Here is a 22,262-nt window from a genome sequence, read left to right as displayed (position 1 = left end):
TATGGATACGCTCGGATATTTGGGACAGGGCTTCGGCGTCGCGCTGAGCCCGTACAACCTGGTCACGGCGCTGACCGGCACGCTGATCGGCACCGTGGTCGGGCTGTTGCCGGGCCTGGGCCCGATCAACGGTGTGGCACTGCTGATTCCGATCGCCTTCGCCCTGGGTCTGCCGCCGGAGTCAGCGCTGATCCTGCTGGCGGCGGTGTACCTGGGCTGCGAATATGGCGGCCGGATCAGTTCGATCCTGCTGAACATTCCCGGCGAAGCCTCCACCGTGATGACCACCCTCGACGGCTACCCGATGGCGCGCCAGGGTCTGGCCGGGGTCGCGTTGTCGCTGTCGGCATGGAGCTCGTTCATCGGTGCATTCATCGCCACCTGCGGCATGGTGCTGTTCGCCCCGTTACTGGCGAAATGGGCGATTGCCTTCGGGCCCGCGGAATATTTCGTACTGATGGTGTTCGCAATTGTCTGCCTGGGCGGCATGGCCGGTGACCGACCGCTGAAGACGTTTATTGCGGCGTTGATCGGTCTGTTCCTGTCCAGCGTCGGCATCGACGCCAACAGCGGTGTGTACCGTTTTACCGGCGACAACATTCACCTGACTGACGGCATTCAGTTCGTGGTGCTGGTGCTGGGCCTGTTCTCGATCAGCGAAATCCTTCTGCTGCTGGAGAAAACCCATCGCGGCCAGGAAGCGGTGAAAGCCACCGGGCGGATGATGTTCAACTTCAAGGAAGCGGCGTCGGTGTTCGTGGTGAACATCCGTTGCGGCCTGCTCGGCTTCATCATGGGCGTATTGCCGGGCGCCGGCGCGACGTTGGCCAGTGCCGTGGCCTACATGACCGAGAAGCGCATCGCCGGTGCCGACGGCAAATTCGGTGAAGGTGACAAGCGCGGTCTCGCCGCCCCGGAAACCGCCATCGGCGCATCCGCTTGCGGCGCGCTGGTGCCGATGCTCACCCTCGGCGTACCGGGCTCGGGCACCACGGCGGTGATGATCGGCGCGCTGTCGCTGTACAACATCACCCCGGGCCCGCTGTTGTTCCAGCAACAACCGGACATCGTCTGGGGGCTGATCGCCTCACTGTTCATCGCCAACATCATGCTGGTGATCCTGAACATCCCGATGATCCGCATCTTCACCCGCATCCTCGCCGTGCCGAACTGGGCGCTGGTGCCGGTGATCGCGATCATTACCGGGATTGGCGTGTACGCGGTGCATGCAACCACGTTCGACCTGTTCCTGATGGTCGGCATCGGCATCTTCGGCTACATCCTGCGCAAGCTGGACTTCCCGCTGTCGCCGGTGCTGCTGGGGTTCATCCTCGGTGGTCTGATGGAGCAGAACCTGCGCCGTGCGCTGTCGATCTCCAACGGTGCGCTGGAAATCCTCTGGTCGAGCCCGATCACCTTCGGCGTCTGGGTGCTGACCGCGATCATGTTGCTGATGCCGCTGCTGCGTATCTGGCGCAAACGTTCGGTCGCGCGGCGTGCTGTGGCCGATGTTTGATCGGTCTTTCAAAACCTGGTGGGGAACCCCGCTGGTCGGTCTGCTTGGCGGTTTCATCGCCAGCCAGATCGGCTGGCCGCTGCCGTGGATGGTCGGCTCGTTGCTGGCGATCATCCTGGTGCGCTGCCTGACCCCGTGGCAATTGACGGAAATCCCTGGCGGCCGCAAGTGCGGCCAGTGGATCGTAGGGATCGGCATCGGCCTGCACTTCACCCCGCTGGTGATGGAGCAGGTGCTGAGTCATTTTGGCCTGATCTTCTTCGGGGCGCTGGTCACCAGCCTGTCGGCGGTGGTCGGCGTGTGGCTGATGCGCCGCACCGGCGAAGACCGCGCCACAGCGTTTTTCTCCAGCATGCCCGGCGGCTCCGGCGAGATGGTCAACCTCGGCGCACGCAACGGCGCGATGCTCAGCCATGTCGCGGCCGGGCAAAGCTTGCGAGTGCTGGTGGTGGTGCTGTGTGTGCCGGCGGCGTTCAAATATCTGCTGGGCGATGACAATCCGATTTCTCACGCTGGCAGCGTCGACTGGCGCTGGCTGGCGATTCTGTTTCCAGCGGGCGGCTTGCTCGCGTGGCTCTGGCAACGCCTGCGTCAACCCAATCCATGGCTGTTCGGGCCGTTGCTGGTCAGCGCGGCGGTGAGTATCGGTTGGGATCTGCACATCGGTCTGCCCAATGGTGGCAGTCAGATTGGCCAGTGGCTGATCGGCAGCGGTCTGGGTTGTCACTTCAACCGGCAGTTCTTCCGCCGCGCGCCGTCGTTCATGGGGCGTACGTTGATCGGCACGGCGCTGACCATGTTGATCGCAACGCTGGCGGCGTTGGGACTGAGTGCAATGACGCATTTGGATCTGCGATCGTTGACGCTGGGCATGATGCCCGGCGGGATCGCAGAGATGAGCCTGACGGCGGAAACCCTGCAACTGTCGGTGCCGCTGGTGACGGCGATGCAGGTGATGCGGCTGTTGTTTGTGTTGTTTCTGGCGGAACCGTTGTTCAAATACTGGAACCGTAATCCCGAAGCCTGATCCGGTTACTGATCGTTCCCACGCTCTGCGTGGGAATGCAGCCCGGGACGCTCCGCGTCCCAAAGCGGACGCAGAGCGTCCATAGAGGCGTTCCCACGCGGAGCGTGGGAACGAGATTAGCCGCCACCCCAGAGCATCAGACCACCGACGGCAAACGCCACTCGATCGGCGCTTCGCCATTCTGCTCAAGGAACTTGTTGGTACGGCTGAAGTGCCCGCAGCCAAGGAAACCGCGATAGGCCGACAGCGGCGACGGGTGCACCGACGTCAGCACCAGATGCTTGGTGGCATCGATCAGCTTCTGCTTGCTCTGTGCATGCGCGCCCCAAAGCATGAACACCAGATGCGGTTGCTGCTGGCTGACCACCTCGATGATCCGGTCCGTAAAGAACTGCCAGCCCTTGTCCTTGTGCGCATTGGCGTTGGCACGCTCGACGGTCATGGTGGTGTTGAGCATCAACACGCCCTGATCGGCCCAGCTCTGCAAGTAGCCGTGGTTGGGAATGTCGATGTTCAGGTCGCGTTTCAACTCTTTATAGATGTTGACCAGCGACGGCGGCGCCGGCACGCCCGGTTGCACCGAGAAGCACAAGCCGTGGGCCTGGCCCGGGCCGTGGTAAGGGTCCTGGCCGAGGATGACCACTTTCACCTTGTCCAGCGGCGTCGAGTTCAGCGCGTTGAAAATCATCGGGCCCGGCGGATAGATTTCCTTGCCGGCCGCCCGCTCCTGCTGCAGAAAAGTGCGCAACTCTGCCATGTAGGGCTGGTCGAATTCGGCACGCAGTGCCTCCTTCCAGCTCGGTTCGAGTTTGATACGGTCGTCAGCAGTCATGGTCATACCCGGCAAAAACAATGGGGCGAACCCTAGGAAAGCCGACCACGCTTGTCAATTGATCTGACGCAGATCCGGCACTTTCCCACACAGCGATCATACTGATCGTTCAAATTCCCGATCGAGGTCACGATGAATCTGCACTTCGAAGAACTCACCGGCACCGACGGCGCGCGCATCGGCGTGGCCAGTCTGGATGCCGAAAAGTCGCTCAATGCGCTGTCCCTGCCAATGATCCATGCCCTGAGCGACAAACTGAACGCCTGGGCCAAGGATCCGCAAATCGTCTGCGTGCTGCTGCGCGGCAATGGCGCCAAGGCCTTCTGTGCCGGTGGCGAGGTGCGCAGCCTGGTGGAGGCCTGTCGCGCACACCCCGGCGAAGTGCCGCCGCTGGCCGCACAGTTTTTCAACGCTGAATACCGTCTGGACTACAGCCTGCACACCTACCCGAAACCGTTGATCTGCTGGGGTCACGGTTATGTGCTCGGCGGCGGCATGGGCCTCTTGCAGGGCGCGAGCATCCGGATCGTCACGCCAAGCAGTCGTCTGGCCATGCCGGAGATCAGCATCGGCCTGTACCCGGATGTCGGCGCCAGCTGGTTTCTGTCACGCCTGCCGGGCAAGCTCGGTTTGTTCCTCGGCTTGACCGGCGCACACATGAACGGTCGCGATGCGATCGATCTGGATCTGGCCGACCGCTTCCTGCTCGAAGAACAGCAGCAGGAACTGATCGATGGCCTGCTGCAACTGAACTGGCAGGAACAGACCGCCATGCAACTCAACAGCCTGCTCAAGGCGTTGCAGCAGGAAGCGGTGGCGCAGATGCCGGAAGCGCAGTGGTTGCCGCGCCGTCGGCAGATCGATGAACTGCTGGATGTCAGCGACGTGACCTGCGCCTGGAAAGCCATCAGCCTGCAACGGGACAGCAACGATCTGTTGATTGCCCGGGCGGCGAAAACCATGAGCGAAGGCTCGCCGCTGACCGCGCATCTGGTCTGGGAGCAGATTGTCCGCGCCCGCCACTTGTCGCTGGCCGAAGTCTTTCAGATGGAATACACCTTGAGCCTCAATTGCTGCCGGCATCCGGAGTTCAGCGAAGGGGTTCGGTCGCGTTTGATCGACAAGGATCACAAACCGCACTGGCATTGGCCGGACATCACACGGGTGCCGGATGCGGTGGTCGAGGCGCACTTTCACAAGGTCTGGGAGGGGCGGCACCCGTTGGCGGACCTCTCCAGTTACTGAAATCCGGGCACAAAAAAAGCGGCGCTCAATGCGCCGCTTTTTTGCGGGTAGTTACCAGCGGTTACCGCGCCAATGGTCGCCGCGTCCGCTATGGCGGTCATAGTCGCCACGACCCCGGTGGTCGTCCCAACCACCGCGACGGTGGCCATCCCAGCGTCCGCGATCATCGCCATGCCAGCGGCGGCTCTCATAATAGCGCGGGGCCGGTTGGTAGTAACGAGGCGCCGAGTAATAACGTGGAGCCGGTTGGTAATAGCGTGGCGCTGGCTGGTAGTAACGCGGGGCCGAATAGTAGGTGCTGCCGCCGCTGTAATAAGTGCCACCGCTGTTGTAGTACGAAGGAGACTGGGAGGTGTAGACCTCTGAGGTGTAGTAGCCATCTCCATAGGAATAAGGGACGCAACCGCCAATCGAAAAAAGCATCACGGCAAGCAGAAGAATTCGGCGATACATGGCGGCCTCCTGGACCGCGGGTAGCCACACCAGCGACGCTGGCAGGCGTCAGTCTTTCATTCGGCGACTGACGAAATATCTGACAGCGTTTTCCGAATCTGGTGCGTTTCAGTAACAACTTGATACAAGTGATTCATGAAATCTTGTTCATCCGCAACGCCGCCATTCAGCCGCTGATTAGTGGTGGCCGCCGTGGTATCCACCGCCGTGATAACCCCGTCCGTAACCGCCGCGATAGCCATAGCCGCCGTAGTAATAGCGGCCGCCACCGTAGTTGCGCGGCCCGTAATAGCCACCGTAGTAATAGGGCGAGTAGTAACCGGGGTAGTAGTAAGGCGGGGAGTAAACATCGTAGCCGCCACCGTAGTAGTAACAACCGGACAGCCCAAGACCGAGCACTGCTCCCAGCAGCACCCGACGCAGCCATTTTGAAATACGCATGACGGCCTCCTGAAAGACCTGCGACAGCAGTCGGCACAGACCGGCTGACAAGAGTTTTGACTGGCAAACCGCTACCGAGTGCCAACTTCCAGCGCCCTTCGGATCAGCGGCGCAACAGGCGGCTCATTTCAGACCAATATGCCGCAACCTTTTCCCCGTCACTGCCACTAGAATGCTGCCATCGGGCCACCGTCGACGGAATTGCCAATGCCGCTCAGATCTGCGTTTTACTCCCAACGTTCGCTGGTACTGACGCTGGTCGCCCTCCTCGGCGCAGGCTTCCTCGCCACCTCGCTGCTCAGCTACTACGCCTCGCGGGCGTCGATCCGCGACAACATCGTCAACACCGAACTGCCGCTGACGTCCGATACGGTGTATTCGGAAATCCAGAAAGACCTCGTCAGACCGATCCTTATTTCCTCGATGATGTCCCGCGACACCTTCATGCGCGACTGGGTGGTGAACGGCGAGAAAGACAGCGACCAGATGACCCGCTATCTCGACGAGGTCATGACCCATTACGGCGCCTACACGGCGTTCTTCGTCTCCAACAGCAGCCACACCTACTACCACGCCAAGGGTGTGCTCAAGCAGGTGAAAATCGACGAGCCGCGCGACGCCTGGTACTTCCGTGTGCGCGACATGAAGGATCCGTACGAGATCAACGTCGACCCGGACCTGGCCAACAAAGACAACATGACCTTCTTCATCAACTACAAGGTCTACGACTACAACGATCGCTTCATCGGCGCCGCCGGCGTGGGGCTGACCGTGGATGCGGTCATCAAGCTGATCGACAAGTACCAGCAGCGCTATCAACGCAGCGTTTACTTCGTCGACACCTTCGGCCGACTGGTACTGACCGGCGCCGAGGGCGGGCCGGAAGGTGCGCGGGTCGGGAAAAGCCTGACGGATCTCGACAGCATGAAAAGCCTGGTCGCCCAGTTGCCCAAACCTCACAGCGGCAGCTACGAATATTCCGCCCACGGCCAGGGACATTTCCTCAACGTGCGGTTCATCCCGGAGTTGAACTGGTACCTGTTCGTCGATAAACGCGAAGACGGCGCGCTCAGTGAAATCCGCCAGTCGCTGTACCTCAATCTGCTGATCTGCCTGCTGGTGACGCTGATCGTGCTGGCCCTGGTCAACCGGTTGATCCGGCGCTATCAGGAAAAGATCCAGGCCCAGGCCACCCTCGACAGCCTGACCGAACTGCCCAACCGGCGCGGCTTCGACCTGCTAGCCGTGCAAGCTCTGCACGAAGCTCACCGCGAGCCGAAACCATTGACGGCGTTGCTGCTGGATCTCGATCACTTCAAGGTGTTGAACGACACCTACGGGCACATGGCCGGCGATCAGGTTTTGATCGGTTTTGCCCGGGACCTGCAAAGCTGCCTGCGCCATTCCGACATCGTCTGCCGTTGGGGCGGTGAGGAATTTATCGTTCTGCTGAAGGACACCGACGGCGAGACCGGTCAGAAGATTGCCGAGAAGATCCGTCAACACGTCGAACAGCAGGACTATGCCTACAACGGTCACACCCTGAATCTGACGGTCAGCATCGGCGCCACCACCCTGCAACGGGATGACACCTTGCACAGCCTGCTGTCCCGGGCCGATCATGCGATGTACCGGGCCAAACAGACCGGCCGCAACCGCACCTGCGTGGAAATGCACCAATCGACCTATGCCTGACAACATGAGCAAACCTGACCTCTGCCCGGCCTGCGGCGCCCGCAACGACTGCACCCTGGCCGACCCGCGCACCGCCGACCGTGCCTGCTGGTGCTACGGCGTGAGCATCGACCCGGCAGTGCTCGAAGCCCTGCCGCCGGAACTGCGCGACCAATCCTGCCTGTGCCCGCGTTGCGCCCAGGTCGAGGCGCAACTGCAAGCGGCCAGGCCGTCGATCCCGTAAGATGCGCGCCCCGCTACCTGCCGATTCCTGATCATGCGCGTCGACCGTTTCCTCAGTAACCTGCCCCGCTACAACCGCAAGCAGGTTCGCCTGTTGCTGGTGGAAAAGCGCGTGCGCATCGACGGAAAAGTCGTCAGCGACCCTCACAGCGAAGTCCTGGAATTCAGCCGCGTCGAAGTCGACGACGAAGTGCTGCAAAGCGGCAAACCGGCGCGCTATTTCATGTTGTACAAACCGCAGGGCTGCGTCAGCGCCACACGCGATCCCGAGCACCCGACCGTCCTCGACCTGATCCACGAACCGGACAAGGACGACCTGCACATCGCCGGGCGCCTGGACTTCAACACCACCGGCCTGATGCTGATCACCAACGACGGCACCTGGTCCCGGCGCCTGACCCAGCCGCAGACCAAACTGCCGAAGGTCTATTACGTCGAGACCGAACAGGACATCGGCCCGGAATATGCGATCAAGTTCGCCGAGGGGATCTACTTCGCCTTCGAGGACCTGACCACCCAACCGGCGCAGTTGGAGCTGCTCGGCCCGCGAACGGCGCGACTGAGCATCGTCGAGGGACGCTACCACCAGGTGAAGCGCATGTTCGGCCACTTCAACAACAAAGTGCTGCGCCTGCACCGCGAATCCATGGGCCCGCTGCCGCTGGATCACGCGCTAAAACCGGGCGAGTACCGCGCCTTGCGCACCGAAGAGATTCATTTGTTCTAAGCAGCCGACCGCTCAGCAGAAGTTGTCGAACAATTTACCAACGGCACTTGCGCGATCCGGATCCCCCTGCTTGAATCAGGACGTCGGCCAAATTGTGACCGATGAGTCACACATAACTTCTAAGAAACTTTTTGTCGGTAGAGAGCCTCAAGGCTCCGCCTCAGCCGACAGACTGCCCGCCAATAACAATACCCGTCGACCTGCCGTAACGGATCGACATGGGCTCCAAAATTCCAGGCGTATGCCTACCTGTCACAAAGCTCGTGCAATCTCTATTTGCGCGCATACCCGCTTGCTTGCCAGGAGTCTTATGACATGAGGCCAGAAATCGCTGTGCTGGATATACAGGGTCAGTATCGGGTTTACACGGAGTTCTATCGCGCAGACGCCGCAGAAAAGACCATCATCCTGGTCAACGGCTCGATGGCCACGACTGCGTCGTTTGCACAAACCGTGAAAAATCTGCACCCGCAATTCAACGTGGTCTGCTACGACCAGCCCTACGCGGGCAAGTCGAAAGTCCACAACCGCCACGAGAAACATCTGACGAAAGAAGTCGAAGGTCTGATCCTGCTGGAGCTGATCGACCACTTCGCGGCCGAACATGTGCTGTCGTTTTCCTGGGGTGGCGCCGCGACCATGGTCGCCCTTGCGCACCAACCCCGGCGCATCGAAAAAGCCGTGATCAGCTCGTTCTCTCCGGTGGTCAACGCGCACATGCTCGATTACCTTGAGCGCGGCGTCGAATGCCTCGGTAAACGCGACGGCGACCGGGTTGGCCATTTGGTCAACAACACCATCGGCAAACACCTGCCGTCGCTGTTCAAGCGCTTCAACTATCGCCATGTCAGCAGCCTCGCCGAGCACGAATACGGGCAGATGCACTTTCACATCAGCAACGTGCTGCACAGTGATCGCCAGTGCTATTTGAACGCGGCGAAGAAAATCAACGTACCGGTGCTGTTCATGAACGGCGAATGGGACGAATACACCGCCGCCGAAGATGCGCGCCTGTTCGGCAACCATGTGGCGCAAAGTACCTTCACCACCCTGCAAGCCACTGGTCACTTCCTCGACATGGAACACAAGTCAGCCTGCCGTGACAGCCAGAACGCCCTGCTCGGTTTCCTGAAACCGGCGCAACAGGCCAGCCGAACGCGTTACCCGTTAGTCCAGGATCACCATGCATTGGCCATTTGAAACAGTGTCGTCGCGAGCAAGCCTGCGAGGCTGAGATTCAGCCGTCCTCCAGCCCGTAGCGCTTGCCCGCGATTGACCGATCTGGCTCTGATTCAGGCTTTTCCGCTCGCCACACGCAAAGAAAACTTCAAATCCGTGGCCGAGTCTGGTACAAAGTCAGCCGCTCTGAGCGGGTGTCGTATAATGGCATTACTCCAGCTTCCCAAGCTGATAACGAGGGTTCGATTCCCTTCACCCGCTCCAATCGAATTTATGTCCTGCGTCGTGGTTTGACGGGGGATGCGGAAACAGAAAAAACCGGCCTTGATGGCCGGTTTTTTTGTGTCTGGGATTTGGAGCGAATCCCCCCAATACGCCGGGGGCGGACATTACTTCGACTGCTTAACTCCATTTAACTGTGGGTTATCGCGCCCAAATCGGGATAAGCCCCAAAATATTGGAGTTAGAACCTGCCTCAAAAATTTACTTTGATCAGGGACCCACGTCTGTTCAGCCTCAACACCAACCCATTGGATTTCATGGAAACGGCCCGCAATACACTCCCAATCCTGCTGAAGTATCCCCGCCTAGACTCCTTCGTGAACACCAGCTCCATCAAAGGATGATGACCGCTCGGTGGTTATAGTGTTGATCGAGAAAAAATCGTGGGTATAGTACCCACCAAGCACACCACAAGGAGGTGTTGTGAATAGCCGTTTTCTAATTGGCCAACTCGTCGCAGACGGTTGGTATCTGGTGCGGATCAAGGGTAGTCATCATCACTTCAAGCATCCGACCAAACCTGGTCTGGTTACGGTGCCTCACCCGAAGAAAGATCTGCTCAAGAAAACGGCCATCAGTATTTTGCAGCAGGCGTTGCTTTGACTCGCTCGGTCAGCAGCGTCCAGGAGGACAACACATATGCTTTATCCGATCGCGATTTCAATGGGTGATGAAGGACATGCCTGGGGAGTGGAGGTGCCGGATATTCCGGGCTGCTTCTCCGCTGGAGATGATCTGGACGACGCAATGGCCATGGCCCGAGAAGCCATCGAAGGCCACTTCGAGATTCTGGCCGAAGACGGTTCACCGATCCCGCCCGCCAATAAGGTCACGCTGCATGCTGCCAACCCTAAATACGCCGGCTGCACTTGGGCGGTGGTGGATATCGATGTGACCAAATACCTGGGCAAAGCTCAGAAACTCAACATCACATTGCCGGGATATTTGCTCAACCGTATCGATGAGTACGTGTTGCACCATCCGGAGGAAAAAAGCCGCTCCGGGTTCTTGGCTTCGGCGGCGCTCAAGGTGTTGCAGCAGAGTTGATCTGAATACTGAAAGCCGGTCTTGATGACCGGTTTCTTGCTTCTACGAAAAACCGCGATTACAGATCCCCAACACTCCGCCTGTTCTCACCCTCACTACGACCCGCTAGCATTTCCCCATCGCCCACCACCCTCCCCCGGCGCGGCCATCGACGAATACGCGCCATCACCTTTCGAGGGATTCAAAACCGTGGCCTCCAAGCCACCCATATCAAATTCAAAAGAGCACCAAACCCATGACCCAGAACATCTACGACAACCCCGAGTTCTTCCAGGGCTACAGCCAGATGAACCGCTCCATCGGCGGCCTCGACGCCGCGCCGGAATGGCCCGCGTTGAAAGCCTTGTTGCCTTCCCTGCACGGTTTGCAGGTGGTGGATCTGGGCTGCGGCTACGGTTGGTTCTGTCGCTGGGCCAGCGAACAGGGCGCAGCCGAGGTGCTGGGGCTGGATGTCTCGGAGAAAATGCTCGAACGGGCGAAGGAAACCACCTCAGCCACGAACATCCGCTACGAACGTGCCGACCTGGAGCACCTCGACTTGCCTACGTGCACTTTCGATCTGGCCTACAGCTCGTTGGCCCTTCACTACATCAAAGATCTCTCGGGTCTGTTCGCCAAACTGCATGCGGCGCTTAAACCGGGTGCACATTTTGTGTTTTCCATCGAGCATCCGATCTTCATGGCGCCGCGCAATCCGGGCTGGCTGATCGACGGCGAAGGCAACAAGCGCTGGCCGCTGGACAGTTATCAGATGGAAGGCGAACGGGTGACCAACTGGCTGGCCGACGGCGTGATCAAGCAGCATCGTACGGTCGGGACGCTGCTCAACGCGTTGATTGGCGCCGGGTTCACCATTCAACACCTCAATGAATGGGGCCCGAGCGATGCTGAAGTGGCCGCGCAACCGGCGCTCGCTGAAGAGCGGGAGCGGCCGATGATGATGCTGGTTGCCGTACAGCGCTGACCGAAAAAGAAAGGGCCGATCAAATCGGCCCTTTTTCGTATCAACGTGTGGCGACAATGAACAACCGAGGGAACGGCAACAACACCGAACCATCCGCCAACGCCGGATAAGCCTTGGCAACCTCCACCAGATATTGCGCCAGATACTCCGCCCGCTCCGTTTCCGTCAGCGGACTGAGGAACGGAATCAAACCGCTGCCCTTGAACCATTCAACGACGCCTGAAGCCCCGCCCGCCAATTGATGGTGATACGTGGTGCGCCACACATCGACCCGCGCGCAATGCGGGCGCAGCATCGAGAAATAGGCACTGGCATCCGCCATTTCGGTCCGTTGCCCCGCCGCACCCGCCAGTTTGCTGGCCCACGGTCCATTAGCGGCCACTTCGCGCATCAATCGGTGAGACGGCTCGTTGAGGTTGTCCGGCATCTGGATCGCCAGACTGCCACCCGACGCCAACTTGCCCGCCAGTGCTGGCAGCAACGTCGCGTGATCCGGCACCCACTGCAACACCGCGTTGGCGAAGATCACATCGAATGGCCCTTCATCGGCCCATTTATCAATGTCCGCCACCTCGAACTGCAACTGCGGCAGACGCTTGCGCGCGGCGTCGATCATGTCCGGCGAACTGTCGAGCCCCTGCACTTTCGCCCCCGGAAAACGCTCCACCAGAAGCTCGGTCGAGTTGCCGGGGCCACAACCGATATCAACCACGGAACGCGCCTCGGGCGTGGGAATCGCCGCCAGCAAGTCGCGGGCCGGGCGGGTGCGTTCATCTTCAAAAGCGACGTATTGCTTGGCGGACCAGGTCATTGCGTTCTCCTGTCGAGGCATTCCAGCGGTTCGTTACGATACAGGCTGGGCAGCACTCAGCTCCAGACCGACAGATTGCAAACCATGTCCGGCGTTTCGATGCTTATCGCCAAATCGCTGGGACTTATCACTCAGTTGACCGTCCGTCGAACTGATTAAGCGCAATTTTGACAGCCTAAAATACCTGCCTATAGTCAATTTGCGGCAATCGGAAGGAACCCGATCTATCAGTTGTCCTGCAGGGAGCAGGTCCGCTCATCTCTCGTGACCGATGGGTTCCGGCAGTAGTGTGCTCGCAACGGCCGAATGGCAAGCAACGTTGTCGTGCCTGAAAAAAACATCAGGCAATCACTATGAACAAGGAGCTTTACCATGTCTCGAGTCACGGATGTGCTGGTCACGATCGACACCGAAACCATTCTGAAAAAGTATCCCGGCATCAGCAAAGACCCGAAGAACCCGACGCTGATCGACTGGCATCATGTGTACATGGTCACCAACCAGGACAACGTGGTCAGCGGCCAGGCCGGTGGTGAACTGGACCTGAAGGCACAGGTCGGCGATTTGATTCGCTGGCGTGAAACCAGCCTGTCGCAAAGCTTCGAAACCGCCGTGATCTTCTACAAATTCATCGGCAACCAGGGCGCCGACCTGATCTCCCCACCCTCGCCACGCAAGGCTACGGCCTGTGTTGCGGTGCCAAACACCAGCAATCCATCGGTGCCCAGCTGCCAGAAAGTCGATAACCACTACTGGTCGTCGGAAACCCTTTCGTGCGGTCGTGTGACCTATCACTTCCACTTCCTGATCGTTGACCGCAACTGCCAGATCATCGGCTGCTGCTCGTGGGATCCGTTCATTTCCATTCACAACTGACGTTGCCTCGGGCTCCTTGGCGACAAGGGGCCCGACGGATTCGCTACCGCCTCGGCCATACCAGGATGCACGGCCGGCCGAAGCGGTTGGCGTCTTGCGCCAACATCATGAAAGGAATCCATGATGACCTCCGAACCGATCCCCTCACCGTCTTCCGTCACCGAGAATGCGCACAATATTCTGTTGATCGTCGATGCCGAATCAATACGCTCGCGCTATCCGGCCCCCAGTCTGGATGCCAGTTCACCGACGAGTATCAGCGATGGGTTCATCTTTTTCGCTACAGATGACAGCTCTCAAAAAAAAGCCAAAAATGACAGCAATATAACCTTGCCTATCGACATTGGTCGTATTGTTCATTTGCGCGGGAGAACGGTCAGCCTCATCGCCGAGTACAGCGTTGTGGTCTACGACATGACAATCGATACCAGCAACGTCCTTTCAGGGCTTCACCTGGAAGTTCACCCGAACCTCACCATTCCCGCTCCCAACCCCAGCGCTCCAACCGAACCCGTTAGCCAGAAGGCCCACGATCATTTCTGGGCGTGCACGACCAAGGCATCGGGCATGACCAGACTCGAAATGAACTTCATGCTGGTCAATCAGCAATGTGAGGCCGTGGGGTATTTCAGGTGGGTTGCAAACATAGAGGTGACGAACTAGTCGTAAAAAACCGGCCACTTGGGCCGGTTTTTTTTGTCAGTCGTAGTAGCCAACTGTCTTTTTCAGATGATCCGAGTACTCGTAGATGTCATCGACTGAGTTAATCGGATGGCGCGTTTCGTTTTTCTCTTCATCGAAGATACCGATGTACTTCTGCGAACGATTGAAATGCAGACGGCAAATCGGCTTGCGGTTGTTATCGTCCAGCAGAATGCCAAAGTAGCTCTGAGTGTCGCGTTGAACGATTCGCTTGGCATCGACCACGGATCGAACCAATGCACGAACGATGTGGTAACCCTCCAACTCCTCCAGAGTCGTCAGAACCTTATCGTCCGACTCATCCCGCGTATCGACGGGATCAGTTCCCGCAGAAGCCGACGGCAGTGAAGCCAGCGCCGGCTGGATAGCACCGCTCATTGCAGACTTCAGGCGATCATTGATCTGATCGTTGAGGAACTGCACGACCGCTTTCTTCGTCAGTTCATGGAACTGATCCCGCACCTTTTGCGTAATGACTCCATCGTAGACTCGCGAAGCAAACACTTTGACGAAGTCGTCATCCGGTTTGCTGACCTGCGATGCGATGACTTTCTTGATCTGGCTGACGTACTTCAATTCACCCGCAGCGTTGATGATCGAATCGACGTCGAACGCGGACTTGGTGAGTTTGATGAGTTCAGGCACCGAATATTCATCGATATCCAGAAGATCCAGTTCAAGGAATGGCTTCTCATCCATTTTGTTCGGCGCATCCAGGTCAGTGAAGAACTTGTAGACCTGGCCGTTGGTGAGAATCGAAATTCGGGCGCTGGTAACGTGGAAATAACGAAACAGTTGCGAGGCGTGATTGATGTGCAGTGGCTCGCCGATTTTCTTGCACTCGATGAGGATCTGCACTTCGCCTTCTTTCATGATGGCGTAATCAATTTTTTCGCCCTTCTTCGTACCGACATCACAGACAAACTCTGGAGTCACCTCTGTCGGGTCAAACACGTCGTAACCCAGAACGGTACTGATGAAAGGCATGACAAACGCGTTTTTCGTCGCTTCTTCTGTCTGGATTGCAGCACTCTGCAACCGGACTTTGGCGGCAAGACTGGCTAACTTTTCGAAGAATTCCATGAGCGGCCTCTGACTGATTTTCTATCCGTGTACTCGCATACTGGCAAATTGACTGCCATCTGATCCTAGACGCAAACCAACACAATGAAAGTTTCTCCACTAAAACCGTGATGCAGAACAATCAATCCCCTGAGGCATCAAGCATCGATAAGCAGAATTTTCACACCCGCCCCGCTGTCTGAATTTCAAGCGCTCCCCTACAAGGAACACAGCCATGAAATTCGCAAAGATTTCGCAAACGCTGGCACTCTTGGCCGGCAGCCCCAAGACGTTCATGGGGGCTTTGATTCTGATTGGGTTGTGGGGGTTGAGCGGGCCGTTTTTTCACTTCAATGACACCTGGCAGCTGATCATCAATACCTCGACCACGATCATCACGTTTCTGATGGTGTTTCTGATCCAGAACACCCAGAACCGCGACACCGACATTCTGCATTTGAAACTCGATGAGTTGCTGCGGGTGAACAAGGAGGCGCAGAACGCGATGCTCGGGCTGGAGTCGCTGGACCTCAAGCAACTGGAAGCGTTGCGCAGGCACTATCGGTCGCTGGGGGAAAACGAAGTGTTTGAATTGGAGGGGCTCGGCCACAAGAGCAAACCGAAGCAGGACTTGAATGAATGCTGAGCAGAAAAAACGGCGCCTGAGCGCCGTTTTTATTTAACCCGATATCAGCGGCTAGCCTGTAGAGCCCGGGCCATCTGCAGGTGATTTTGCAGTTTCGGCAGGGTCTCGTCGGCGAAGGCCTTGATCTCCGGCACATCGGTAGTCTGGACTTCCTGCTGGATCTGCTCGATGGCTTCTTCCGTGGCCTTGACTTGGCTCGCGGCGTAAGCCTGATCGAAAGACGCGCCGTCCTTCACCTCCGGAATCAGCGCCTTGGCCTTGTCGGCGATTTCTTCACGAGGGGCGACCGGCAGATCCAGCTTCTTGGCGATTTTTGCCAAATGCTGGTTGGCGGTGGTGCGGTCGTTGATGACGACGATGGTGTAATCCTTGACCTCTTTGGACTCGGCCTTGCTGTGCGCCAGCCGACTGGCCTCGATGTCGGCCATGCCTTTGGCCGAAGCTTCGTTGATGAAGTCGGCGGGCGACTGGGCAAACGCGCTGCTGGCAAACAATCCCAGCAGGCTGACAAAACTGATGTGGCGTATTCGGGTGGCCATCCGGCTCATGGTCGCGCCCTCCTTCTAAGCAAATTCAAGCGGGAGCTTGCGCCCCCGCCTCTCAATCAAAACAACCTTCGCCGACTACTTCGATTTCTGAGCGGGCTTGCGGCCCATGTCGGTTTTTGGCTCTTTGTCGACCGTCGTGGTGGTGGTTTTCCCACCTTTGCGACCGGCTTCAGACGCCTTGGTTCGATCGTTGGCGAAGTTTCCCGAGTTCGAGTTTCTTGAGTTAGGCATGATTCTCTTCCTCTTGGTGTTGATCGTGGCGAGCAGGTGCCCGCCTGGATTGAGAATTCGTCAGCCGCCAAAGGTTTAGAAAAGTTGCCGTTGCCGCGACGAACGGATGATGTCAGTCAGATATCCCGCGCCCGGTGATTCTGCCGTTTGGCGGCATACATGGCCTGGTCGGCGTGACGGAACAGTTGCTGTTCTTCGCTGCCGTGCTCGGGATAACGGGCGACGCCGATGCTCGGTTCGATGTTCAGGTTGTGCCCGTCCAGACGCATCGGTTGCACCAGAATCTGTCGGATTTTTTCCGCCACGCTGTCGGCATCTTCGGCGGCGTGAACGCTGTGCAGCAGCACCACGAATTCATCGCCACCAATGCGCGCCACGGTGTCGGTGTCGCGTACGCAGCCCTTGAGGCGGTTGGCCACGGTTTGCAGCAACATGTCGCCAACGGCGTGGCCGAAGGTGTCGTTGACCTGTTTGAAGCGATCCAGATCGACATACAGCAGCGCCATGAACCCCGACTGCTCCCGCGCGCCGGCCAGCGCAGCCTTGAGCCGATCACGCAGCAATTCGCGGTTGGGCAACTGGGTCAACTGATCGTATTGCGCCATGCGCCGCAGACGGGCGTGCAATTGCTGGCGCTCGATGGCCGTGGCGACCTGGGCGCAGACGTATTGCAGCAGTTCCTTGTCGCGCTCGGTGTAGCGCTCGCCGCCGGCCAGGCTTTTGACGATCAGCGCGCCGATGGTGCCGTTCTTCGAGTTCAGCGGTACACCCAGCCAGCACGGCGATTGCTGCCCCGCCACCAACGCTTCGAAACCTGGCGGTGCGTGCGGGCAATCCGGGGTCAGCAGGATCGGCTGGCCGCTGCGGATCACTTCGGCGCACAGCCGACCGGTCACGGTGCCCGGCTGCTCCGGTTGCAACTCGTCATCGTCGACGTGATAGGGAAAATTCAGCTGTGCGCAGTGTTCGTCGTACAGCGCCACGGAGAAATTCAGCGCCGGCAGCCATTCGCCAATAATCATGTGGATGCGCTTGAACAACGCCAGCAAATCCTCCGCCGCATGCGCCGCTTCGGAGATCGCATACAACGCCGCCTGACGGGATTCGGCGAGTTTGCGCTCGGTGATGTCCCGAGCCACGGCAATGCGCAGTTGATCGACTTCAGACCAGCGCGCCGACCACAGAATGTGCACGAGGCTGCCGTCCTTGCGCACGTAGCGGTTTTCGAAATTGTGCTTGGGCTCGCCGCCCATGATGTCGCTGGCGGCGGACAGGGTGCGTTCACGGTCGGCGGGATAGACGTAGTCGATCATCGACTGGCCGATCAGTTCGTCAGGCGTATAGCCGAGAATCCGCTCGCAGGCCGCGCTGACAAAAACGAAACGGCCCTGCTTGTCGACTGCGCACACGGCGTCCAGCAACAGATCGATATAACTCGCCAACGGTGCAGAATTTCGACTTTCCATGGTTCAGCGTGGGTGTCCGGGCAATGCAGCACTGATCAACCGTCCCTGACCTCGACCTCGCATCCCAGCGATCACATTCAAGTCTTGTTCGGCATCAGCCCCGGTAGCGCATGCACCAGGGCGTTGATGGCGAAACCGATAAACATTACCCCGCACAACCGGGTGATGGCCAGTTCATGGCGCTGATACAGCGTGCGCACCTGTCGGGCGCCAACAATGCCAATGAGAATAGCGTAGGCGAGCAATCCACCGAGGAAGCTCAAAGCGATCAGCATCGGCAGCATCGACCAGTTGAGCAGTTCGGCGCGGCTCGACAGCAGCGCGGTGAACGTCGCCACCGCCACCGGGTAGGCCTTGGGGTTGGTCAGCCCGAACAGGATGCCGTGCCAGAACGGCTGACGCGCCGCACCCTGTGGCTGATCGCCGTTGCTGCGTTTGGCCCGCACGGCGCGCCAGCCGAGCCAGAACAGGTACAGACCGCTGAGTACACCGAGCACATCGAACGCGGTGCTGCCGATTTCCCGGGCGCCGACAATCGCGATCAACGCCGTGCTGCACCAGATCACATCGCCCAGCAGATGCCCGCACAGGAACCCCGCCCCGGCCCGCCGGCCCCGCGCAGCACCGATGCCAAACACCGCCAGCACACCCGGCCCCGGCGTGATGCCGTAGATGAAACCCGAGGCCAGCACGGCCATAAGCAACGATGGAGTCATGGAAAACCTGCAAGCGCCGGAAAACGTGGCCGCCAGTCTATCCCAGCGGTTTGTGAATATTCACGACTCGTTGAAAAAACGCATGCCTGCGTAGGGCTTTTGCCGACATGCGGCCAGTCGCGAGGCCAGATCGCCAACATGCGCTTCGAGCTTGTGGCCGTCCGGATCGAGGAAGTAGAACGACGCACCTTCGCTGCGGTTGTCGCGCCATTCCTGCACGTTCGCGGCGCGAAGCTTTTGCACGAACCGTGGAAAGTCCGCGGCGTCGAGGCTGAAGGCGTAATGGGTGTAGTCGGCGGCGGGTTCGGATTTGCGTTGCGCGTCGAGCGACAGGCACAACCACAATCCAGGGAGCGACAGGTAGGCACCGGCGTCCCACGTGGCCTCAACCCGCAGATGCAGCACGTCGCGGTAGAACGCGAGGCTGCGATCCAGGTCGCTGACGGCGAGGGTCAGGTGGTTGAGGCCGGTGAGCATCGGGTCAATAACCTCGGAGGTCTTCGGGGACGAGGTATTGCTTGCCATCGTAGGTCAGGGTGATTTGGGTGTTCTTCAGGTTAGTGGTTTTGGAAACGCACTCTTTGCCTGACTGGGTCGATGTGTACACCACGCCACTTGAGGAAACGATCAGATCAGCGAAACCGTTATGGCTGGACGAGCCGATTTCCACGCTTCTGAGGATTTTCGTGTCCTTGGTGTCGCACTCACCGCTACCCTCGCCAAACTCCTTGCGAATGACCAGACCTTCCAGCACCGGCCGCAACTTGCTGCCTTCGCGTACATACAGCGCCAGATCGGTTTTCGCGTAGGGATTGGCTCTTGAGAGACGGTCGGCGAAATCCGAACGCAAGCCAAAGGCGCGAACGTCCGGCGCCAGACGGTATCGAGCGGTATCGATCTTCAAGTCATTGAAGCTGATCGCGTCGGAATTGTAGGCGCCAGGCTTTACGTAAGTCGCCAGCGGTTTGGCGTCGGAAGCGTTGAGGAGCGACAGCTCCAGGTCGAACACACCGTCGTGGTCACCTTCGGAGTCGGACACGAACGTGGACTTCGCCGAGATCGCCTTGTCCGGGAAGGCCGGCCACACTTTGCAGCGTGACATAGAGTGACCATCGAATTTCTTTACCTCACAAGCGGAGTGGGCCTGAGTGGTGATGGCCAGAAAACCGAGGGCGATGAAAAGTCGGGTTGGGTTGAGCATTGTTCTTCCTTGATAAGAGTCGCGTTGGTTCTGTATCACTCGATGGCTTTGAAACCTTTAGGCAAGACGTATGATTTTCCGTCGTAGCGAAGGGTTGTCAGCACAGGTTTACCGGTTGTGGTTTTCTCTTCACAAGTGTCTGGATCACCTTTTCCAACAACGCCCGTCGTCACCGATTTGACGATCAGATCGGCGTAACCATGAGAACTGGTCTTTCCAATTTCGATAGTGCGCAGGGTACTGGCGCGTTCGCCCGCACAATTTCCATCCCACTCTCCGTTGTAGCGATACATCACAAGCCGATCCAGAACTGGCCGTAACGTGTCGCCCTCTTTCACGTAAAGGGACAGCGAAGTCTCATCCATGGGATTGACGCGGGAAGAGCCTTTGAAAACGACCCGTACACCAAAAGCCCGAATTTCAGGGGTCAATTTGTAGCGCGCGGTATCGAACTCCACACTTTCCAGCGCGAAGGCATCGGACAAGAATGCAGAAGGCTTGTAATAGGTGGCCAGAGGTTCTGAAACTTCGACCGAAACGACAGAAAGAGCAAGGTCGTAACTACCGACATCACCGGCTTTGCCATACACCGGATCCGGCTCAAACTTCGAAACCGCATTCAGCGTCAGTCCGGGATAAGCCGGCCAATCCTTGCAAACAGAAAAATCCCGCTCGTTCGCCACCGGCGCAGGCACACAATCAGCCAACACCTGCCCCGCCATCAACGCGCCGCAAAGCGCCAGACACCCCATCATCCCAGACTTCACTGTCACGCCCCGCTCCTTGATGTTTTTCAGCCGCGCACTATCCCCTCCCCGATCCGCCGATTCAACCAGTTCAACGCCTGATCCCCACCCCGCCGCTTGTGCCACGCCGAGACAAAGGTGAACGGTGCGATCTCGAACGGTGGCGGCACAAAGATCAGCGCCTCTTCATCAATATCGTTCAACGCCCGAGAGGCCACGGTCAGGATCAGATCCGTGCCGCTGATGAACTGCGGCGCAACGCTCCAGTGCGGCAGGCTGCTGGCGACACGGCGGCGCTCACGCAGAGCGGTCAGGGTGCGTTCGATTTCCGGGGTGCCGCTGCCGCGCATTTCCAGCAGAACGTGGGGACGGGAAAGGTAGGTTGGCAGGTCGAGAACACCTCTGGCGGGTAGGCTCTGGCGATCCAGCAGGCAGACGTAGCGCTCCTCGAACAGCGGCGTGCTGTGCAATTCGCCGGGGAGTTCCGGGAGCACACCGGCAGCGAGGTCGATGTCGCCGTTGAGCAAACCTTCGACCATGCCTTCGCGGCTGGCATGGCTGATTTGCAGGTCGATGCCCGGCGCTTCCGCGCGCAATGTACGAATCAGGCGAGGCAGGATGATCGCCGCGCCGTAGTCCGACATCGCAAGCCGAAAGGTCCGGCGCGCGCTGGCCGGATCGAAGGTGTTCGGCGCCAGCAACGATTGCACCTGGGCCAGGGCCTCGGTCAGCGGCGCAACCAGCTCCAGCGCCCGAGCGGTGGGCACCAGCCCCGAACCGGCCCGCACCAGCAATGGATCACCGAGCAAGTCACGCAGTCGGGCCAACGCATGGCTGACCGCCGGTTGACTCAAGTGCAACCGCTCGGCGGCGCGGGTGACGTGCTGCTCGCTGAGCAAGGCGTCGAGGATCACCAGCAGGTTGAGATCGATGCGCCGCAGATCATTCATCTGATGCATGTTCCGGATGACAAAACAGAATTTAAATCTGCGCGACGAATACCCTAGAGTCCAGCAAAACCTTGCTGGAGAACGATCATGAGTACGTTGCAGTGGGCCGGCCTATTGTTGCTGACGGCATTGGCCGGGGCCGTCGTGCCCTTTCAAAGTGCGATCAACACCAATCTGGCCCGGGGCCTGGGCCATCCGTTGTGGGCGACATTGGCGTCTTTGCTGGTCAGCGTGCTGGTGTTGTTGCCGGTGATTGTCGCGCTGCGACTACCGCTGCCGTCGCTGGCTTTCATCGGCAAGGCACCGCTGTGGATGTGGGCCGGTGGCGCGTTCGGGGTGTGCTTTGTGGCATTGGCGGTGATGCTGGTGCCGAAACTCGGGGCATCGGGGTTTGTCGCGCTGGCGCTGGCCGGGCAGGTGCTGGCTTCAATGTTGCTGGATCACTTCGGATTGTTCGGGCTGTTGGAGAAGCAACTCACATTGTCTCGGGTATTCGGCGCGGTGCTGTTGATGGCGGGCGTGGTGCTGATCCAGTTTTCCCCGGCGCTGGAAAAGAGCGCCGCAGCCGTTGGATAACAGGGCAAAGGTAAGCCCTTCACTACAAGGGTTGTCGGGCATTTCATCGCCTTACAACCCGGCAAGGCATCGCCCTACAAACAAAACTCCAGCAGCCCTCA

Annotated in this window: 27 protein-coding genes and 1 tRNA gene; 15 read left to right on the top strand and 13 right to left on the bottom strand. The window is 58.9% G+C overall.

Features of this window, described 5'->3' with window-relative positions; translation table 11 throughout:
- Window position 1: 1 nt before the first annotated feature.
- A complete protein-coding gene (locus AC1RR7_RS24190; protein WP_102622204.1) occupies window positions 2–1,516 on the top strand; it encodes a tripartite tricarboxylate transporter permease in 1,515 nt (504 codons plus the stop codon).
- Window positions 1,509–2,543, top strand: a complete 1,035-nt coding sequence (locus tag AC1RR7_RS24185; RefSeq protein ID WP_493158591.1) for an AbrB family transcriptional regulator — start codon at window positions 1,509–1,511, stop codon at window positions 2,541–2,543. Before AC1RR7_RS24190 ends, AC1RR7_RS24185 begins: the two co-directional genes overlap by 8 nt.
- A gap of 136 nt (window positions 2,544–2,679) precedes the next feature.
- Here the strand turns inward: AC1RR7_RS24185 and ung are convergent, their stop codons facing one another.
- Window positions 2,680–3,375, bottom strand: a complete 696-nt coding sequence (gene ung, locus AC1RR7_RS24180; protein ID WP_085605867.1) for a uracil-DNA glycosylase — start codon at window positions 3,373–3,375, stop codon at window positions 2,680–2,682.
- A gap of 132 nt (window positions 3,376–3,507) precedes the next feature.
- Here ung and dspII point away from each other — a divergent pair, with 132 nt between their 5' ends.
- Window positions 3,508–4,620, top strand: a complete 1,113-nt coding sequence (gene dspII, locus AC1RR7_RS24175; RefSeq protein ID WP_493158590.1) for an enoyl-CoA hydratase/isomerase DspII — start codon at window positions 3,508–3,510, stop codon at window positions 4,618–4,620.
- A 51-nt stretch (window positions 4,621–4,671) separates the two neighbouring features.
- On the opposite strand, the gene AC1RR7_RS24170 is transcribed toward dspII, so the two are convergent.
- Together AC1RR7_RS24170 and AC1RR7_RS24165 are read right to left on the bottom strand one after the other, a co-directional pair.
- Window positions 4,672–5,073 (bottom strand): hypothetical protein, encoded by a 402-nt coding sequence (locus AC1RR7_RS24170; protein ID WP_096819427.1) that lies wholly within the window; start codon window positions 5,071–5,073, stop codon window positions 4,672–4,674.
- A gap of 177 nt (window positions 5,074–5,250) precedes the next feature.
- Window positions 5,251–5,514 carry a hypothetical protein gene (locus AC1RR7_RS24165; RefSeq protein WP_493158589.1) on the bottom strand — a complete coding sequence of 88 codons (264 nt, stop codon included), beginning with the start codon at window positions 5,512–5,514 and terminating at the stop codon, window positions 5,251–5,253.
- A 207-nt stretch (window positions 5,515–5,721) separates the two neighbouring features.
- Between AC1RR7_RS24165 and AC1RR7_RS24160 the strand changes: the two genes are divergently transcribed.
- The 8 genes from AC1RR7_RS24160 to AC1RR7_RS24125 all read left to right on the top strand — a co-directional run bounded on the left by AC1RR7_RS24160 (window position 5,722) and on the right by AC1RR7_RS24125 (window position 11,630).
- Window positions 5,722–7,209 (top strand): sensor domain-containing diguanylate cyclase, encoded by a 1,488-nt coding sequence (locus tag AC1RR7_RS24160; RefSeq protein WP_096819429.1) that lies wholly within the window; start codon window positions 5,722–5,724, stop codon window positions 7,207–7,209.
- Between the two features lie 4 nt (window positions 7,210–7,213).
- Window positions 7,214–7,432, top strand: coding sequence for a cysteine-rich CWC family protein (locus AC1RR7_RS24155; RefSeq protein WP_493158588.1), 219 nt, complete (start codon window positions 7,214–7,216; stop codon window positions 7,430–7,432).
- 33 nt (window positions 7,433–7,465) lie between these two features.
- Window positions 7,466–8,158, top strand: a complete 693-nt coding sequence (locus AC1RR7_RS24150) for a pseudouridine synthase (protein WP_096819430.1) — start codon at window positions 7,466–7,468, stop codon at window positions 8,156–8,158.
- 315 nt (window positions 8,159–8,473) lie between these two features.
- A complete protein-coding gene (locus AC1RR7_RS24145; RefSeq protein ID WP_192560012.1) occupies window positions 8,474–9,358 on the top strand; it encodes an alpha/beta fold hydrolase in 885 nt (294 codons plus the stop codon).
- A 169-nt stretch (window positions 9,359–9,527) separates the two neighbouring features.
- Window positions 9,528–9,601 (top strand) — tRNA-Gly (locus AC1RR7_RS24140).
- A gap of 441 nt (window positions 9,602–10,042) precedes the next feature.
- The gene (locus tag AC1RR7_RS24135; protein WP_095049193.1) at window positions 10,043–10,222 is read left to right on the top strand and encodes a type II toxin-antitoxin system HicA family toxin; all 180 of its coding nucleotides are present in this window, start codon (window positions 10,043–10,045) and stop codon (window positions 10,220–10,222) included.
- A gap of 36 nt (window positions 10,223–10,258) precedes the next feature.
- Window positions 10,259–10,666 (top strand): type II toxin-antitoxin system HicB family antitoxin, encoded by a 408-nt coding sequence (locus AC1RR7_RS24130; protein WP_493065433.1) that lies wholly within the window; start codon window positions 10,259–10,261, stop codon window positions 10,664–10,666.
- Between the two features lie 235 nt (window positions 10,667–10,901).
- Window positions 10,902–11,630 carry a class I SAM-dependent methyltransferase gene (locus AC1RR7_RS24125; protein WP_493158587.1) on the top strand — a complete coding sequence of 243 codons (729 nt, stop codon included), beginning with the start codon at window positions 10,902–10,904 and terminating at the stop codon, window positions 11,628–11,630.
- Between the two features lie 40 nt (window positions 11,631–11,670).
- On the opposite strand, the gene tam is transcribed toward AC1RR7_RS24125, so the two are convergent.
- Entirely contained in the window at window positions 11,671–12,441 is a 771-nt protein-coding gene (gene tam, locus AC1RR7_RS24120) for a trans-aconitate 2-methyltransferase (RefSeq protein ID WP_493158586.1), read from the bottom strand.
- Window positions 12,442–12,813: 372 nt separating this feature from the next.
- Here tam and AC1RR7_RS24115 point away from each other — a divergent pair, with 372 nt between their 5' ends.
- Both AC1RR7_RS24115 and AC1RR7_RS24110 read left to right on the top strand, forming a co-directional pair.
- Complete coding sequence (locus AC1RR7_RS24115; protein ID WP_007957947.1) at window positions 12,814–13,317, top strand: inclusion body family protein; 504 nt, start codon at window positions 12,814–12,816, stop codon at window positions 13,315–13,317.
- 123 nt (window positions 13,318–13,440) lie between these two features.
- Entirely contained in the window at window positions 13,441–13,980 is a 540-nt protein-coding gene (locus tag AC1RR7_RS24110; RefSeq protein ID WP_493158584.1) for an AidA/PixA family protein, read from the top strand.
- Between the two features lie 36 nt (window positions 13,981–14,016).
- Here AC1RR7_RS24110 and AC1RR7_RS24105 read toward each other — a convergent pair whose 3' ends face one another.
- Window positions 14,017–15,102 (bottom strand): type I restriction endonuclease, encoded by a 1,086-nt coding sequence (locus tag AC1RR7_RS24105; RefSeq protein ID WP_192560006.1) that lies wholly within the window; start codon window positions 15,100–15,102, stop codon window positions 14,017–14,019.
- Window positions 15,103–15,316: 214 nt separating this feature from the next.
- Between AC1RR7_RS24105 and AC1RR7_RS24100 the strand changes: the two genes are divergently transcribed.
- Window positions 15,317–15,727 (top strand): low affinity iron permease family protein, encoded by a 411-nt coding sequence (locus AC1RR7_RS24100; protein WP_493158582.1) that lies wholly within the window; start codon window positions 15,317–15,319, stop codon window positions 15,725–15,727.
- A 44-nt stretch (window positions 15,728–15,771) separates the two neighbouring features.
- Here the strand turns inward: AC1RR7_RS24100 and AC1RR7_RS24095 are convergent, their stop codons facing one another.
- The 8 genes from AC1RR7_RS24095 to AC1RR7_RS24060 all read right to left on the bottom strand — a co-directional run bounded on the left by AC1RR7_RS24095 (window position 15,772) and on the right by AC1RR7_RS24060 (window position 21,594).
- Entirely contained in the window at window positions 15,772–16,275 is a 504-nt protein-coding gene (locus AC1RR7_RS24095) for a DUF4142 domain-containing protein (RefSeq protein ID WP_493158581.1), read from the bottom strand.
- Window positions 16,276–16,350: 75 nt separating this feature from the next.
- Window positions 16,351–16,506: a KGG domain-containing protein gene (locus AC1RR7_RS24090; RefSeq protein ID WP_077045875.1), complete on the bottom strand. Its 156-nt coding sequence runs from the start codon at window positions 16,504–16,506 to the stop codon at window positions 16,351–16,353.
- Between the two features lie 116 nt (window positions 16,507–16,622).
- Complete coding sequence (locus AC1RR7_RS24085) at window positions 16,623–17,972, bottom strand: sensor domain-containing protein (RefSeq protein WP_493158579.1); 1,350 nt, start codon at window positions 17,970–17,972, stop codon at window positions 16,623–16,625.
- Window positions 17,973–18,049: 77 nt separating this feature from the next.
- Complete coding sequence (locus AC1RR7_RS24080) at window positions 18,050–18,688, bottom strand: LysE family translocator (RefSeq protein ID WP_096819439.1); 639 nt, start codon at window positions 18,686–18,688, stop codon at window positions 18,050–18,052.
- A gap of 60 nt (window positions 18,689–18,748) precedes the next feature.
- Window positions 18,749–19,165: a fosfomycin resistance glutathione transferase gene (gene fos, locus AC1RR7_RS24075; protein WP_102622190.1), complete on the bottom strand. Its 417-nt coding sequence runs from the start codon at window positions 19,163–19,165 to the stop codon at window positions 18,749–18,751.
- A gap of 4 nt (window positions 19,166–19,169) precedes the next feature.
- Window positions 19,170–19,889 (bottom strand): PA3715 family protein, encoded by a 720-nt coding sequence (locus AC1RR7_RS24070; protein WP_493158578.1) that lies wholly within the window; start codon window positions 19,887–19,889, stop codon window positions 19,170–19,172.
- A gap of 35 nt (window positions 19,890–19,924) precedes the next feature.
- Window positions 19,925–20,662: a PA3715 family protein gene (locus tag AC1RR7_RS24065; RefSeq protein ID WP_493158577.1), complete on the bottom strand. Its 738-nt coding sequence runs from the start codon at window positions 20,660–20,662 to the stop codon at window positions 19,925–19,927.
- 20 nt (window positions 20,663–20,682) lie between these two features.
- Window positions 20,683–21,594, bottom strand: a complete 912-nt coding sequence (locus AC1RR7_RS24060; RefSeq protein ID WP_493158576.1) for a LysR family transcriptional regulator — start codon at window positions 21,592–21,594, stop codon at window positions 20,683–20,685.
- A 78-nt stretch (window positions 21,595–21,672) separates the two neighbouring features.
- Between AC1RR7_RS24060 and AC1RR7_RS24055 the strand changes: the two genes are divergently transcribed.
- Entirely contained in the window at window positions 21,673–22,161 is a 489-nt protein-coding gene (locus AC1RR7_RS24055; protein WP_493158574.1) for a DMT family transporter, read from the top strand.
- Window positions 22,162–22,262: the final 101 nt, after the last annotated feature.

The sequence above is a fragment of the Pseudomonas sp. GW821-FHT11G12 genome (assembly GCF_058808055.1).
This window is presented reverse-complemented; position numbering and strand designations above follow the sequence as displayed.